Consider the following 14198-nt stretch of genomic DNA (forward strand, 5'->3'; position numbering starts at 1 on the left):
ATGAAAATTAATAAGAAATTAATTTCAATTATTGGATTTGTTTTACTAATTATAGGAGTATTAGCTTCAATTAACATTGGAGCTAAATATATTCCTATTAAAGAAGTGTTTAATTCTATATTTTTTTATGATGGATCTGTAGAAGCTCATCTTATACGAGATGTTAGATTACCTAGAGTTATTTCAGCATTATTAAATGGTGGAATTCTTGCAGTATGTGGAGCAATGATTCAAGGAGTTATGCGTAATCCTTTAGCTGACCCTTCTGTAATTGGTATAACTCAAGGAGCTACTTTAGCCATATCCCTATCTACACTTTTTCCAATAGGTCTTGGAATCTATGGAAATTTTTTTATGGCACTTATAGGTTCTGCGTTTAGTGGTATAATAATTTTGATAATTATGAAGAATTCTTCATTAAACCATAACATATCTAAAGTACTTCTTGCTAGCACTGCAATGAGTACACTTTTCATATCTATTGCATCAATAATTGCTCTAATTAAAAATAGATCTCAAGAATTGGCATTTTGGATTTCTGGAAGTTTTAATCAAAATGGGTGGGTTCAAGTTATTTCACTAATAATAATAGGATCTATATTTTGTTTTATATCTTTCTTGATGATCGATAATCTTAATGTTTTAAATTTAGGAGATGAAAATGCAATAAGTCTTGGTGTTTCTCCATCTAAAATGCGTATAAAAATTATTTCTATAATAATTCCCCTTTGCTCAATTTGTGTTTCAACAGCTGGAAATATTAGTTTCGTTGGACTTCTTGTTCCTCACATAATTAGAAAATTAGTTGGTACGAACTACAAAGATATACTCCCTCTTTCATTTTTATTTGGAAGTGTTCTGCTTATCTTTAGTGATATAATAGCAAGAACAGTTTTATCTCCATATGAACTTCCTGTTGGCATATTTACATCTTTTATTGGGATTCCAATATTTTTATTATTAATTAGAAAGGAGAAGGTATAAATGAAGAAGAGCTCATTATTTTTTTTAATCTCATCAATAATACTTATCTTATCTATTCTCCTTTATTTAAATCTTGGAAGTTTCAAAATTACCATAACTGACATATTTAAAACTTTTTTAGGTCAAGGAACAAGCTCACAAAACTTTGCAATATTTAATTTGAGATTACCAAGAGTTATACTAGCTATTATCGTTGCCTTTTCTTTAAGTATATCTGGCGTAATATTTCAAACAACAACAAAAAATCCTTTAGCAGAACCTGGTATAATAGGAATAAATTCTGGAGCTGCACTATTTGTTATTTTATTGATTTCATCTAACACAACTTCATACTACTCAAAATTACCAATATCAACTATCCTATTAATACCACTTGTTGCAATAACAGGTGCAATGTTTTCAATGATTCTGATTTATGTATTTGCATATAAAAAACAATTTAAACCAATAAAATTTATTTTAACTGGAATTGCAATAAATACAGGATTTTCTGCAATAATTTCATTTTATCAACTTAGCGTTTCAAAAGGAGATTATAATCAGGTTTTAACTTGGATTTGCGGAAGTCTTTGGGGAAGCAATTGGAACTATATAATATTAACACTTCCATTTATTTTAATTTTAACAATCATCGCACTGATTAAAGGTAAAACGCTTGATATATTAACTCTTGGCGATGAACTATCTTATGGAGTTGGTGTAAATGTTAAAAAAGAAATGGCATTGTTCATATTTATTGCATCACTTCTTGCTGCTATCGCAACATCAGTTGCAGGAAATATTGCTTTCTTAGGATTTATAGCACCCCATATATCAAAAAGTATAATCGGATATTCTCACCGAAAAATAATTTTGCTATCTGGAATAATAGGATCAATAATTTTGGTTTTGTCCGATGCCCTAGCCAAAAATTTATTTTCCCCAATTGAAATTCCCGTTGGAATAATTGTGTCTATTTTATCTGTTCCATATTTTATATTCTTAATTATAAAAGATAGGAGGTTTAAATAATGGGAATAAAAACTCAAAATCTTCAAATCAATTATGATGAAAAAATTATAATTCCTTCTTTAAATCTTGAAATACCTGAAAATAAAGTAACTATATTAATCGGTCCAAATGGATGTGGTAAATCTACACTCTTAAAATCGATTATGAGAATCATACCAATAAAAAATGGAAAGATTTTTCTAAATGATAAAGATATGAAATCTTTATCGCAAAAAGAAATTGCTAATAAAATTTCCATACTGCCACAAACTCCTATTGTACCTGATGGTATAGATGTTAAAAATTTAATTTCTTATGGTAGATTCCCTCATAAAAAATCACTTTCTGGTTTAAACAAGGAAGATTATGAAATAATTAATTGGGCAATGGAAAAAACAAATATATTAAATATAAAAGATAGCATAGTTTCAGAATTATCAGGAGGTCAACGTCAACGTGTTTGGATATCACTCGCATTAGCTCAAAAAACAGATATGATAATATTAGATGAACCAACAACATACTTAGATATGTCACATCAGCTTGAAGTACTAGAACTACTTCAAGATCTAAATAGAAAAGATAAAACAACAATAATAATGGTAATTCATGAATTAAATCACGCAACTAAATTTGCCGATAACATTATAGGTATGAAAAATGGTAATGCTATTTTTCAAGGTAATCCTTCAGATGTAATAACTAGGGAAAATTTAAGATTACTTTATGAAATAGATGCTACTTTGATAAAAAATGAAGAGAAAGGATATCCAATTTGTGTGGATTACTCGATAATAGATGAGAAATAATAGAAATTTTAAACTAATTTTAATAGGGCAAATTATAAGTTTATTTGGGAATGCCATACAAAGATTTGCATTATCTCTTTATATATTAGACATAACCGGGAATTCATCTATTTATGCAAATATATTGGCATTATCCATTGTACCTTACATAATTTTAGCACCAATTGCAGGTAACATAGCAGATAATTATAACAAAAAATATATGATGATACTCCTTGATATAATAGCAGGAATTCTTATGATAATTTGTTTTATACTCTTTATATTTAAACTAGACTCCACGTTTCTTATAGCCATTGTCATGCTTTTATTATCTACTATATCTGTGTGCTACGAACCGGTTGTAACATCTTCAATACCTCAAACTGTAGATATTGATTATCTTCAAAAGGCAAATAGCTACATAAGTCAATCAGGATCATGGGCAAATATTTTAGGTCCAATACTTGGTGGAATTCTCTACGGATTTTTAGGCATAAAACTCATACTCATAATAAATGGATTAAGCTTTCTAATATCTGCTATACTAGAATGCTTTATAAAATTTCCTAAACATCAAAATACAACATATAAATCATTAAATCCCCTTTCAGCATTTATTCATATGAAAAATACATTAAAAACACTCTCAAAAAATTATAAAATTATTTTAGGAATCATTTTATCTTATGGATTGTATAACATTTCAATAGTGCCAATAATTTCTGTGTTGTTCCCAACAATAATAAATTTAAATTTTAATATGCCTCCACAAGTATACGGAATATTAGAAAGCATAATAGCAAGTGGTTTACTTATAAGTGGAGTTTTAATAAATCTAAAATCAAATTTATTTAAATTCAAAACTCATTATAAATGGAATTATCTTATGCCATTATCTATGTTCCTTGTTGGAACCCTTTTAATAATCTCAAATAATATAAATCTATCTATGCTCGGAATAACAATAGGCGGATTTATTATTATGTTTTGCCTCGGCATAGGAAACATTATAACTCTTACATACATACAAACTGTTGTACCTAAAAATATATTAGGAAGTGTAAGTGCATTATCTACTGCTATTGCAACCGCATCAATTCCAATTGGACAAGTATCTTTTGGATACCTTATTCGTGGAAATTTAAATATCGGATTAATTTTGGTATTATCTTCTATAATAGCCTTTTTTGTATGCAGTTTTGTAAAATTAAATATTAAAAATAATTATTACCTCAAAAAATAGAAGGAAAGAGCCTTCAAATCTGATTGCTCTTTCCTTTTTTAATTTTCCTTGCAATATAAACAAACGGCGTATCCATCACAGAAGTAATTACAAAAATTATATAACTTGATAAAATCATAGAAACAATTACATTAACATCATACACTCCACCAAAAGCAAACAATGTAAAAAGAACCGTATTAAAAATTTGACTTATAAGAGTAGATCCATTATTTCTAACCCATAAAAATTTATCTTTATTTCCGATTTTTTTTGACGTAAAATCCCACCATTTATGATATAACCAAACATCCACAAACTGACTTATAGCATAAACACTTAATGACGAAAAAATCACTCTCGGAACACTCGTAAAAATATTTCTAATAGAATCCATCTTCATATCATTGACACTTGGAGTATAATATATCCAACTCTGGGATATAACTAGAAAAAATATCATCATAATTATACTAATAAATACAGATTTATTTGCACTCTTCTTGCCTTCACATTCAGATAAAATATCTGTTATTAAGAAGGTCGATGCAAAAAGTATATTACCAAGGGTTTGTTCCATTCCAAAAGCATCTACAAGAAGTACAACCTCAATATTTGCAAGGATAGTTACAACTCCAATCATTACATAGAGTCCACTTTTCCCAAAATATCTATATGTAATAAGAACCATTCCATATATAAAAAATAATGATATAATAAGTAGAATTTCATTCATCATTAATCACCTACCCCAAATCCAGTATTATTAATCAGAATATCTAATCTATAATCTTCTTTATATTTTGGATAGATTTTTTCCATAAATTTCTCTATAACCTCTTTATCTGGAGTAATTGTTGAACTATTTTTACACATTATATTTACACAAATTCTTTCAAAATTTTCAAGACCCAATTCTATATCGTTCATCATACTATTTATGGTTTGTCCACTTATACCAAAAAGAAAATTTGCTTCATCAAAATATTCTGATATGATTTTAGGATCCTTATCATGTATTCCCTTATTAAAAATATTTTCCCTAAAATCATAATCAAACGTTTCGAGTCCAAGTTTCATTTTTAAATTAAATTCAGAAAACTCTTCCTTGAGTTTTGGAATTCTTTTTCTATAAATATAATGGCTTTCAAAATGAATAGTTGAAATTCCTTTTTCATTACACACGCTCTTAATAAGATCTATCGTTTTTTTATCAAGTTCAAATACTGATCCAGAATTAATAACTTCCAATGCATCATACTCTCCAGTAACATTATCAATTACTGACTTATTTAATAAAAAATTTTCGTGAAAATCATTAGACATATCCAAATAATAATCACAAAATGTGCATTTCTTATAAATACAACCTGATCCTCGAAGAAGAACTATTTCCCTCTTATTCTTTTCACTAATAACACTATATCTTTTCATATTTTTACTGTAAAGGACAACACCCTTTACTCCCTCCTAGTTTTGATTTAGATAAAACTTTTTATCCGAGCAGGATAGTTTCGAACTGCTCTTTTGAAAATATATACAAATTAATTTATTTTTCTTTATTAGTATAGAAAATTAAATCGTTAAAATCAACATCATATGATTTAAATATATTTCTTAATATAAATAACTTTTTCTCTGTACTTGTACATGAATTTACATATATCCCATCATAGATCTCAACACTATTAATAAAGTCAGATTTATTAAAACTAAAATAAGATTCCATACCATAATTTGAAGATGTTGCAAATTTTGTTATAACACTCCTATCCTCAATATAAAGTATTTGCAATACTTTTTGAAACATTTCTATCCATGATGTTACTGTATACTCTGCATTCCTAAAACTGAAACACTTAATTTTCTTTCCACTAAAATCAATATCTTCATCAATAAGCGAATAAACATCTGCTTGCTTCTTCTCAGGTTCAAATCCACTTGATGGTAACATCCATATTTTAATAGCTTGGTTAATAAGATATTTACTACGCTCTTCAATTTCTGCACTTGTCCACTTTTCATTTTTTGCAATATAATTATTCATACGAATACCACTATCTTCAAAACCATTTTCCATAGTTTTCTTTTCTTTAAAAGTCTTATTACTATATCTTGAATTATAAGCAGTTAATGTAAGATTCCCAATTCTATGTAACCACGTTTCATGAATTTCTCTATAATTATCTCCTAAATCTTTTATCCATGCTGGTGTCAACTCTTTAGGCATAATATGTTCAATTGAATAAATTCCCTTATCATATTTTTCATATACATCCTTACATTCTTTTGTTTTATAATTTTCAAAACGCTCTAAAATATAGATTTTATTTTTAGAAGTCATATTATAAACTTGTTTTTCCATAAATTTTTTCCTAAATTCTCGATTACTTGGAAAAGATGCCCTTCCATTTTTAGATAAAAGTACATATTTAAACTTCTCGAGATAATTTTTACAAGAACTATCATTATATCTCATAATTTCACGATGAAGATTTGAAAACATTCCATTTAAATATTAGTTTGCATATCACAAATTATCCTTCTAAATAAGTAACTCTCAGTAATCAAAAATATATCTGTTACTTGAGAAATACTTAATTCTCCCTCATCATATAAACGCAATACTTCAAGAAAAAACGGTCTAGTAACACTCTTCTCCAATCTATTCAACCTATCAATGCAATTATATAAACTATCATTTTTATTAGCTCCATTTAAAAGTACACCATATCTCTTTGCATAGTCTAATAAATCTTTAAATAAATCCTCAACAGTCAAAGATAAATCTTCAACATATTGTTTAAAATTAGTATAAATTTTTTTACTACTACACACTTCCCCATTTTTAATAGTAAGATAATCTCTTAAAAACGAGGTTACATCGTAGTTTGTAAATTTTTCTATTCTATTCCAATATTTTGTATAATAGTTCTCTTGTAAATCTACAGGTAATCCCATAAGAATAAAATTTCTTATCTTATCTCCTTCGCTTAAAGCAAGTCCAGTTGAATTAAGACTCTCAAAGATAAGTTGTGGATTATCTTCTCCACTTAGAGTAATATTAATTATTTCAAGTCTACATATAGCCTCATATAATTCATCAATTGTGATTTCATTTTTCTGAATTCTATTATAAAAATATTGATAATTTATAGTTAAATTAGATTCTCTAACATACTCATCTACATCACCATCAAAAAGTTTTTCAAATGCTACACGATCATCTTTAACAGGTCTTAACTTTATACGTTCAACACCTGTTTGATATTTATCAACAAGAAATTCTTCATAAATTTGAATGCCTAAAGAATCATCCATAGGTTTAATAATTCCTTTAGAAATCAAATTATACATAGCTAAAAAAAGTAATGAAATAGTAGTCACCCTCTGTTGACCATCTATTATAACATATTCTGTATTTCGTCCAGATCCTTCATGAACAGATACAATACTCCCAAAAAAGTGACTCCTTCTTTTACCTATTACAATTTTTATAAGATCATCAAAAAGCTGTTCACAGTTCTTTTCTTTCCAATCATAATTACGTTGATAAACTGGAATAACAAATCGTGTTTTAGAACCTTCTATATATTTTATTAAACTATCTTCTTGTCCCTTCATTACTTCCTCCAAAAATTACAATATAATTAGCTACGACTTTGCTTTTAAAAAACTATTAGTGAATTATTCCATCTTCCATAGTGTATCCTTCTAAAGAATTTTCTTTAACTTGGATACAAACAAATGTCATTGCTTCATTTTCTGATGCAAAAAATTGGCGTTGTCCTTTTGGAGAAATACGAATCCAATCTCCAGCTAAGAGATCTATATTTTCTCCATCTATGATTGCCTTTCCTTTACCAGATAAAATTGCGACAATTTCCTCATTTTGTTTATGTGAATGTATAAATGGAACTCCTGCACCTGCTGGAAGAGTGTTTACACTAACTTCTGCCCCTGTTAAAGAAAGCGTATTATGTAATTCTGTTCTATTTCCTTCTTTAACATGTGTTTTAGTATAATTTTTCATATCTTATATCCTCCTTTAATTTAAAAATTTCACAGAAAAATTATATTATTCTCCAATTTTAATGTCAATTTATTAAAAAAATAAGAACCTTGAGTTTAAACCCAAAGTTCTAATTTTTAATTAAACATTTAATGATTCTCTTTTAGGAATAGCATTTTTATCATTAAATCTCAAAAATCCAGCAATATTATCAACTAAACTATTAATTCTTTGAAAATCTATTTTATCTATAGTATCAGTAAACCTGTGTATAGTTCCACTAGGATACGTATCCATAAAGAAAATAGCTTGAATCCCATTATACTCAAAAGATGCATGATCACTATTATAATCTCTTATTTTTGTATCCTTTTTAATTTTTTCATTTGTTGAGTCCATATATTCAAATATTAACTTTGATAATTCAGGAGATCTCTTATCACTGCTATAAACAATAAGAGGAGATCCACCTTTGAAACCCACACAATCAATATTTATATTATAAATAGATTCATACCTATCTTTTATATCATTAACTAATGCTCTACTACCAACAAGTCCAAGCTCTTCATGGTTAACTCCTGCTATTATTATATCAGTTTCAAAAGGAGTTTCTTTAGACATTTCTTTAAGTTTATATGCAAGTCTTAAAAGAGTCGTAGTTCCAGAAGCATTATCTATTGCACCATAATAAATTTGATTTTTTTCACCAGTAGTACTTAATCCATAACCAACATGATCAATATGTGCTGTTATAACAACTGCTTTTTTCCTCTCAGCATGATTCGTTCCTTTAATTAAACCAACAACATTTTGTTCCTCTTCATTTGGACGAATAAAATGTGGAAAAAATTCCCCACTAAAATTATATTTATGGAGGTAAGTATCCTTAAATAAATAATCCAAACCTATATTAGTAAATTGCTCATTCAAATATTTTACAGTCTTATCATTTCCATCAGTATCATCTCCTCTACCCTTTAATTCATCTGAAGTAAGAGTTCTCATAATTTTTTCAGCATCATCTATAAGTTCAAGGTTTTGAATAGGTGTATTATCTGATTCATTAAATTCATTTTTAATTGGAATAATCTCAGACTTTAGAATTGAATTATTGTAAATTTCTTTAATATTATCCTTATTTCCAATACAAGAATTTAAGACAAACAAAATACAACACGCAGCTAAAATACACTTTATTTTTCTAAATTTTTTCATATAATAACAATTCCTTAAATTTTATTTATTTAACATAATTAAAACACATATTTAAAATTTTTTCCAGATCATTTTATAACTATAAAATTTTCAATTATCATTAATAAACTCCAACTCAAGTTTTCCCTCACTAACATTTAAAACTTTATATTTAGTATCTCTTGCTAATATTATTCCCTTATGATTTAACCAACCTGAATCTTTACCAACATAAATAGACTTACTATTTCGAGGAACCTTAATCTCTATCATCAAAGAATTTCCCCGATTTCTTTCATTATTTAAAAAACATTCAGCCACTTTTTTATCAACAGAAGTACTAAAATAATATCTTAGTTAAAAGTTCCGCCAACTTCAAGATATTTAAAATAGTTGCCGTTTACATCCTTAAAAACTATAAAATCAGACTCGAAACATCTTCATGATAAACCTTAACTATATGTTTTTCACCTGATACATTTCTATTTATATCCCTACTTCTATAAGTATACATTAAAAAGTCCTGCTGCTCATGAAAATCCAAACTATTAAAAAAGGTTTTCCCAAGTAAATTGTACTTTGTAATTTGAGTCTTAGATAAAACATTATATCTAATGTTAGTAGTTTTGTTTACTATAGACACCACATCCCCCCATTCATAAGACTCATATTTTTATTATTACTCAACCTATGTACTAATGAACTTATACGAACAATTGAATGAGAAACTTCCATATTAATTCCAAAACAACAATAGAGATATGCAAGTAAAGTTTTACCTGGTATCATAATTAACTCCTAAAAGAATTCAATACAAATATACAAAATTTATTCGTACATAAAAATAATTTCTTTATATAAATTATTAAATTAAAAAAGTCCCTTACCAACTCGATAGCAAAAGGACTTTTTGTTATACAAATTTATCTATTAATAATTATCAGCATGAACTTCAAAATAACTCTTAGAATGATTACATACTGGACATAGTTCTGGTGCTTTTGTACCAACTACAATATGTCCACAATTACGACATTCCCAAACTTTCACTTCACTTTTTTCAAATACTTGTTATATTTCAATTTTAAAGAAACGTACGATATCTCTCTTCACAATGCTTTCCAATTCCAATTAACGCTCTAAATTTTATGACAAATTTCCATGAAACCCTTCCTAACCCGCAACATCTTTAAAGTTTTTCCATATTTATGTTCCTAAATACCTGTCTACTGATGTTTCTCAACTCACACCACTTACAACTTTTTCAAAATCAGATACACCATGTTTACATATAGGACAAATAAAATCATGAGGTAACTCTTCGCCAACATATTCATATCCACAAATCGAACATCTCCATATAGTTTGTCCATCTTTAGTTGATCCAACTGCCTGAGGTTTCGGCTTAATATTATTTAAATAATATTCATAAGTTGCAGATGATACATGGCTCAATACCTCCATCTCAACAATATCACCAATAAACATCGTATGAGTTCCCAAATCTTGTATTCTGTTAACCTTAACAGATATATAAGCATTACTTCCCTCTGTTATATAATAAATTCCTCTAGAATCTCTTTCACATTTTTCATAATCTTCAAATTTATTAACTAATTTACCTGTTTGAAATCCAAAATGTTTAATTAAATCAAATTTTGCATCTTGACTCAAAACAGATACTGTAAATTCCCCAGTTCTTTCAATCATTCCATGAGTATAAGATGATTTATTCAAACAAATACTTAACTGACTTGGGGAATCAGTTACTTGAATAGCAGTGTTTATAATACACCCGTTATCTTTATCAGATTCCTTCGCAGTTAAAACAAATAACCCATAACTTAATTTAAAAAGTGCTTTTTTATCCATATCAAAACCTCCTATTACACATAAAATTCAAAATAATTATTATCTCTTTTTCAAATTTCGTTGAAATTCTTTAAATACTTTTTTACCACCAAACATACGATTTAACTTCTCTTGTTCACGTTGACGACAATTCATAGAATGATATCCTAACTCACGTTTCAATTTTTTATAGTTAATAAATCTATCTTCTTCTATTATACCATCCATAATTGCACTACGAACTGCACATCCAGATTCACCAGAATGAGTACAATTCCTAAATTTACACCTAGCTACAATCTCTTCAATATCCTCAAAAGTCTTTGACACATCTCCTGAGTAAATTGATAATTCACGCATCCCTGGCGTATCTATAACAACTCCACCACTTGGTAACAAAATAAGTTGACGATAAGTCGTTGTATGTTTACCTTTATCATCACTCTCTCTAATCTCATTTGTTTTGATAAAATCTTTTCCAATAAGTTTATTTATTATTGTAGATTTACCTACACCCGAAGAACCAATAAATGCTACAGTTTGTCCTTCACATATATAATTTTTCAATTTTTCAAAACAACTATCATCTTTATATGAGCATATAAAAATTTCCACACCTATACTTATAGTTTCTACCTCTAAAATCTTGCTTTCTATATTTTTGCATAAATCCGATTTAGTAAGAATAATAACAGGCTTGGCTTGACTATCCCAAGAAATAGTCAAATATCTTTCTAAACGTCTAAGATTAAAATCATCATTAAGTGACATACAAATAAATACAATATCAATATTAGATACTACAACTTGAACATTACTTGATGTTCCTGCTGACTGACGCACAAATACACTACTTCTTTTCAAAATATGGTGAATAGTAACATTGCCTCGAGTTTCAACATCTTTTACCATTACCCAGTCTCCAACAGCTGGATAATCTAATACATTGATTGCCAAATATCTAAATTTACCTGAAACATTAGCAAGTCGTTCCCCATTTTCACAAACAATTTTATATAAATTAAGATGTTGTTCAATAACCCTGGCCAAAACAAACCCTTCATACATTTTGGATTCTTGCTCAAAATAACTATTAAACCCATATTTTTTCAAATCCACACTTATTTTCCCCCTATGTTTTTATAAATAATGATACTTTTTCCTCTTTCCAATAATAAATGAAACCGTCATAATTACAGCTATAATTTCAGCAGCTACAACTGAAAACCATATACCATTAATTCCAAAAATCATAGGGAACACAATTACAGCTATAATTTGAAATACCAAGCTACGCAAAAATGAAATCAATGCAGAAGTTAAACCATCATTAAGTGCTGTAAAGAAAGATGAGCCATAAATAGCAACCCCAGAAAATAAAAATGAAATCGAATAAATTTTAAATGCCTTTGTTGCCATATTTAAAAGTTCAGAATCATATCCAACAAATATACTAGCTAATCTACCACCAAAAAACTCTGCCATCCCAAACATAATAACTGCAAAAATAGATATAATAACAAAACTCTTTGTTAACAATCTCTTTAACTCCGAATGATTCTTTGCTCCATAATTATAACCAATTACAGGTGCTATTCCAGATGAATATCCAATAAAAACAGAAAGGAAAATAGTATTAACATACATCAATACTCCATATACAGCAATTCCATTTTCACCTGCATATTTCATAAGCTGAAAATTATACAACATACCCACAATTGATATAGAAATATTGTTCATAAATTCTGAACAACCATTTGAACAAGATTTTAATAATGCCTTCACATCCATTTTTGTTTTTGTTAATCTCAATGCGGTATTATTTGGTATACAAAAATATAAAACTGAAATCACAGCCCCAATTATCTGACTTATCGTTGTAGCAATAGCTGCTCCAGAAATTCCCCAAGAAAAAACTCCCATAAATAATATATCTAAAACAATATTTGTAACTCCACAGATTACTGTAGTTATAAGACCTATATTTGGTTTCCCTGCTGTAACAAAAAAACTTTGAAATTCAAATAAAATCATATAAAAAGGTACCGCAAACAATATAATCTTTCCATATGAAACACAATTTTTTAATAATTCTCCCCTAGCACCTACGAGATATACAATCGGCTCAATAACTAAAAAAGCTATTACAGCTATAATAATTCCAAAAACAATTGTTGTATATACAACCAATGAAAAAAGATTTCTTGCTTTTTCCTCATTCCCCTCCCCTAAGGTTTTAGAAACAAGAGCACTACCTCCAGATCCAAACATCATTCCAATAGAAGCCAAAATTATAAGTATTGGAACAATAAAATTAATTGCAGCAAATGGTACCTTCCCAACAAAGTTAGAAACAAAAAATCCATCCACCACCATATAAATAGAAGTAAACACCATCATAACTATCGATGGAAATGTAAATCTTAGTAATTTTTTATAATTAAAACTATCTGAAAGTTGTATATCCATACTAAAACTCCTTTGCTTTCGTCTTAAAATCTCTTAAATATCGCTGTGTTAATCCTATGTAAATACTTCTTTCTTCATCAGACCATGAAGAGAATATATCATTTTCTGCTTCAATAACACGAAGAACTGTATCATTAACAAGTTCTCTTCCTTTTTTAGTAAGATATACTTTCTTCTTTCTTCCGTCAAAAGTTTTCAAATAAACGATATTATCTAACTCTAATTTACGTAAGGCAGAATTAATAGTTTGCTTGCTAGCTCCGACTATTATATCTTTAAGCATACATTCACCATTACAAGTACAAAGTGTGTATAAAACTAACATTACACTATCACTAATTCCTAGCTTAAGTGCCACCTCATGATAAACTGCATCTATCTTTGACATCAGTAAGTTAAATCGTTTTATTCCAGAATCACTGTAAAATTCCATAAATATTTCTCCTTTGTATGATTTCGTACACAGCGTTAATAAGTTTAGTGTAAATTCAAACTTTTGTCAAATAATTTTAATCTTCTAAATTCCTAAACATAAAATTCTTAAATTAAAAACACTACTAACTCTTTTATAGTAGTGTTTAAATTTTTAGCTTCAATTTTAATATATCTGTTAATTTAATCAACACAAATTCAATATTCCTATACATAGTAAAAACTAATTATACACATAAAACATTAA

At 27.9% G+C, this 14198-nt stretch carries 17 protein-coding genes and 1 pseudogene; 4 read left to right on the top strand and 14 right to left on the bottom strand.

Going from position 1 to position 14198, the window contains the following annotated elements; genetic code table 11:
• The 4 genes from RATSFB_RS05285 to RATSFB_RS05300 are packed head-to-tail and all read left to right on the top strand — an operon-like array spanning position 1 to position 4008.
• Positions 1–984: a FecCD family ABC transporter permease gene (locus RATSFB_RS05285; protein ID WP_014095011.1), complete on the top strand. Its 984-nt coding sequence runs from the start codon at positions 1–3 to the stop codon at positions 982–984.
• A complete protein-coding gene (locus RATSFB_RS05290) occupies positions 985–1995 on the top strand; it encodes a FecCD family ABC transporter permease (RefSeq protein WP_014095012.1) in 1011 nt (336 codons plus the stop codon).
• A complete protein-coding gene (locus RATSFB_RS05295) occupies positions 1995–2783 on the top strand; it encodes an ABC transporter ATP-binding protein (protein ID WP_014095013.1) in 789 nt (262 codons plus the stop codon). The genes RATSFB_RS05290 and RATSFB_RS05295 overlap by 1 nt, the downstream gene beginning before the upstream one ends.
• Positions 2773–4008 carry an MFS transporter gene (locus tag RATSFB_RS05300; protein ID WP_014095014.1) on the top strand — a complete coding sequence of 412 codons (1236 nt, stop codon included), beginning with the start codon at positions 2773–2775 and terminating at the stop codon, positions 4006–4008. The genes RATSFB_RS05295 and RATSFB_RS05300 overlap by 11 nt, the downstream gene beginning before the upstream one ends.
• A 13-nt stretch (positions 4009–4021) precedes the next feature.
• Here RATSFB_RS05300 and RATSFB_RS05305 read toward each other — a convergent pair whose 3' ends face one another.
• The 14 genes and pseudogenes from RATSFB_RS05305 to RATSFB_RS05350 all read right to left on the bottom strand — a co-directional run bounded on the left by RATSFB_RS05305 (position 4022) and on the right by RATSFB_RS05350 (position 13952).
• The gene (locus tag RATSFB_RS05305) at positions 4022–4723 is read right to left on the bottom strand and encodes a queuosine precursor transporter (RefSeq protein ID WP_044035577.1); all 702 of its coding nucleotides are present in this window, start codon (positions 4721–4723) and stop codon (positions 4022–4024) included.
• Positions 4724–4725: 2 nt separating this feature from the next.
• On the bottom strand, positions 4726–5421 hold the full coding sequence (locus RATSFB_RS05310) for a radical SAM protein (protein WP_014095016.1): 696 nt from the start codon (positions 5419–5421) through the stop codon (positions 4726–4728).
• Positions 5422–5536: 115 nt separating this feature from the next.
• Complete coding sequence (locus RATSFB_RS07480) at positions 5537–6493, bottom strand: HNH endonuclease family protein (RefSeq protein WP_242821389.1); 957 nt, start codon at positions 6491–6493, stop codon at positions 5537–5539.
• Between the two features lie 5 nt (positions 6494–6498).
• Complete coding sequence (locus tag RATSFB_RS07485) at positions 6499–7611, bottom strand: DUF262 domain-containing protein (protein WP_242821390.1); 1113 nt, start codon at positions 7609–7611, stop codon at positions 6499–6501.
• A 55-nt stretch (positions 7612–7666) separates the two neighbouring features.
• Positions 7667–8020 carry a cupin domain-containing protein gene (locus RATSFB_RS05320; protein WP_014095017.1) on the bottom strand — a complete coding sequence of 118 codons (354 nt, stop codon included), beginning with the start codon at positions 8018–8020 and terminating at the stop codon, positions 7667–7669.
• A 120-nt stretch (positions 8021–8140) separates the two neighbouring features.
• Entirely contained in the window at positions 8141–9217 is a 1077-nt protein-coding gene (locus tag RATSFB_RS05325) for a M28 family metallopeptidase (RefSeq protein ID WP_014095018.1), read from the bottom strand.
• A gap of 90 nt (positions 9218–9307) precedes the next feature.
• Complete coding sequence (locus RATSFB_RS07490; protein ID WP_242821391.1) at positions 9308–9517, bottom strand: hypothetical protein; 210 nt, start codon at positions 9515–9517, stop codon at positions 9308–9310.
• A gap of 94 nt (positions 9518–9611) precedes the next feature.
• Entirely contained in the window at positions 9612–9839 is a 228-nt protein-coding gene (locus RATSFB_RS07495; RefSeq protein ID WP_242821392.1) for a hypothetical protein, read from the bottom strand.
• On the bottom strand, positions 9830–9985 hold the full coding sequence (locus tag RATSFB_RS07360; protein WP_158309320.1) for a hypothetical protein: 156 nt from the start codon (positions 9983–9985) through the stop codon (positions 9830–9832). The genes RATSFB_RS07495 and RATSFB_RS07360 overlap by 10 nt, the downstream gene beginning before the upstream one ends.
• A gap of 141 nt (positions 9986–10126) precedes the next feature.
• Positions 10127–10343 (bottom strand): annotated as a pseudogene (locus RATSFB_RS07500) (rubredoxin-like domain-containing protein); the annotation flags it as partial.
• 92 nt (positions 10344–10435) lie between these two features.
• A complete protein-coding gene (locus RATSFB_RS05335; RefSeq protein WP_014095019.1) occupies positions 10436–11068 on the bottom strand; it encodes a flavin reductase in 633 nt (210 codons plus the stop codon).
• A 39-nt stretch (positions 11069–11107) separates the two neighbouring features.
• Positions 11108–12166 carry a ribosome small subunit-dependent GTPase A gene (gene rsgA, locus RATSFB_RS05340; protein ID WP_014095020.1) on the bottom strand — a complete coding sequence of 353 codons (1059 nt, stop codon included), beginning with the start codon at positions 12164–12166 and terminating at the stop codon, positions 11108–11110.
• A 21-nt stretch (positions 12167–12187) separates the two neighbouring features.
• A complete protein-coding gene (locus tag RATSFB_RS05345) occupies positions 12188–13519 on the bottom strand; it encodes an MATE family efflux transporter (RefSeq protein ID WP_014095021.1) in 1332 nt (443 codons plus the stop codon).
• 1 nt (position 13520) lies between these two features.
• On the bottom strand, positions 13521–13952 hold the full coding sequence (locus RATSFB_RS05350; RefSeq protein WP_014095022.1) for a MarR family winged helix-turn-helix transcriptional regulator: 432 nt from the start codon (positions 13950–13952) through the stop codon (positions 13521–13523).
• Positions 13953–14198 lie beyond the last annotated feature (246 nt).

Origin of the sequence: Candidatus Arthromitus sp. SFB-rat-Yit (assembly GCF_000283555.1) — a bacterium.
Lineage (GTDB): Bacteria > Bacillota > Clostridia > Clostridiales > Clostridiaceae > Dwaynesavagella.